Here is a 2,295-nt window from a genome sequence, read left to right as displayed (position 1 = left end):
CAGTCCGCGCCCGACCTTCGGTCAGGCGGCGGACCCGCTCCGCGTGTCCGCACCCGAGCTTCGCTCGGGTGGGCCCGGCGCTTCGCGCTCGGGCTGGCACCACTCCGCTTCGCTCCATAGTGCCTAGTGGCTAGGCTCTGATCACATGGCTTAGCTGGCTTTATGTCTGATCTTAAAGCGAGCTGACTGGGAGGAGAGGGTATGTCAGGGGTGCGTGCGGGTCGGCTTCACTCCTTTAAAATTGGTCTAGGCCATGATCTAGATCACGATTCCGGCCTCTCGGCTCGGTCGAGTGCGCTACCCTGAAGGGTGAGCAACGGTCCCCAATGTATCAATCTTGAAGCGTCAGGTGATCCCGTCAGAAACGGGGTGCAGACCCGCGCGTTTCGAGCATTCGTCGGAATTCGTGAATCGGGGACTGATATCTTGCCGAATGACCACCCGAATCGGGCTAGTGTTCCGGTCGGCTGGATTCCTGGGTCGGCCCGTCAAATGTATCAGTAGGGCACTGTCAGAATTTCCCGCGCGGTCTCGTGCGTGGGATCGGGAATGGGTGAGAAGAGACACGTCTTCGTGAGCGTCGTAAAGCCGGGCCTGATGGCCGCTCAGTCCGCCGCCGGCGTCTCGCTACGCGGGCATCAGGAGGAGGCCCTGGAGGCCATCGTGCGGGGTCTGACGCCCCGTCCGGCGTAGTCCGCGCCGGACGGGCTGCGGGTGACGGTGCAGATGGCCACCGGCTCCGGGAAGTCGTACGTGGGGGCCGCGGCCGGGCAGAAGCCGGCGCCGCGTGGGACGGTGCTGATTGTTGTTCCGACCTTGGACCTACTGGTGCAGATGGTCGGCTCGTGGCGGGCTGCTGGCCGTACCGGGGACATGTATGCCGTCTGCTCCCTGGTGGACTCCGAGCTGCCCTACGGGGGCGATAGCGACCACCAACCCGCTGATGATCGGGATGTGGCTGTCCCACGCGGCCAAGCACCGACGGCCGACCACCCTGTTCGCCACCTACATCTCCGTCGGCGCGGTCGCCGACGCCTACGAGTACTGGGCGCAGCGGGAGGGTGGGGAGGGTAAGGCGCTGCCCCCGCTTGGCCTGATGGTCTGTGACGAGGCGCACCGCTCTTCGGGCGGCGTCGAGAAGACCTGGACCGTGGTCCACGACCAGGCGGCGATCCCGGCGCAGCGGCGGCTGTACATGACCTCGACCCCCAGGATCTGGGCGCCGCCGAAGCGGCCGGTGACGGCCCGTGAGGACGCGTACCAGCCGCTGCCGGAGGAGTTGGCGGTGTCGATGGACGACCAGCGGGTCTACGGCCCGCACGTGTACTCCCTGGGCTTGGCCGAGGCGATCGACAGGAAGCTGCTGGCGCCGTTCGAGATCGTGGTCCTGGAGCTGCGCGGCCCGCTCGGCGACCGCCAGGGCGCCGAGCGACAGGGGGTGACGTGGGGGCCGGGTGTCGGCGAGGCGCGGGATGGCAGCGAGGACGAGGTGCCGGCCGAGCGAATCGCCGCGATCCAGGCCGGGCTGGTCAAGACGATGGTGGAGCGCGGGCTTCAGCGGTGCATCACGTTCCACAACCGCACGATCGAGGCCCGCTACTTCAGCGAGACGCTGAACCAGACCGTCGAGAAGCTCCGCCGGCAGCTCCAGGGTGGTCGCGACGACCGGCACCGAGTCGTCTTACTCGCGCCAGCCGTCCTCGTTGTAGTCGCGGGCCACCGTGCACCACTGGCCGCGACAACAGTCGGCGGACAGCTCCGCGACGGCCTGCTGCCGGCCTGCCAGGGCGGTGGGTCCGGCGTCGGTGACCACCGGGGCAACAAGCGGGTACCCGGCGCGGGAGTGGCCGGGGTGCGCGGCGCGGTGGCGGACCTACGCGTGGCCGCCGAGGAGAACCCGGCCGTCGCCGAAATGCTGGCCGCCGTCCCGGCCAGCGCCGCCCGAATCGAGGACCTCATCCATCGCGAACCTTCCAGCCCGGTCTGGCACCTGCTCAGCAGCCGGCCGTTGGGCAGGATGGTGGCGAGGCGCTTCACGCCCAGGCGCGGGCGTTTCCGGTAGAGCTCCTCGCCGGTGACGGGGTCGCCGCACGCCCGCGCTCCGCCGCGGGGCTTGGCCCGGTGTGATCGGGTGCCGGAGGTGGCCCTGTCCTCAGTCCGTGCGCAGCGGTGTGTGGTGTGCGGGAGCGGTGGGTGCTGTGCGGTGCGGGCGGGGTGTCGTTGGCGGTTATGCCTGGTTTCCGGTGGTCTGTGGTGCGGTGTAGAGGATGGTGCGGGGCTGGACGGTCAGGTGTC

The 2,295-nt window shown here is 68.8% G+C and carries 1 protein-coding gene and 1 pseudogene; both read left to right on the top strand.

What is annotated here, in order from left to right:
- Positions 1-714 precede the first annotated feature (714 nt).
- Positions 715-882, top strand: a pseudogene (locus ACFQ87_RS45750) (DEAD/DEAH box helicase family protein); the annotation flags it as partial.
- A 61-nt stretch (positions 883-943) separates the two neighbouring features.
- Complete coding sequence (locus ACFQ87_RS45745) at positions 944-2,062, top strand: hypothetical protein (protein ID WP_380616970.1); 1,119 nt, start codon at positions 944-946, stop codon at positions 2,060-2,062.
- Positions 2,063-2,295: the final 233 nt, after the last annotated feature.

This window comes from Kitasatospora sp. NPDC056531 (genome assembly GCF_042794375.1).
Classification (GTDB): Bacteria; Actinomycetota; Actinomycetes; order Streptomycetales; family Streptomycetaceae; genus Kitasatospora.
The sequence above is the reverse complement of the archived record's forward strand: the minus strand, read 5'-3'. Positions and strand labels throughout refer to the sequence as shown.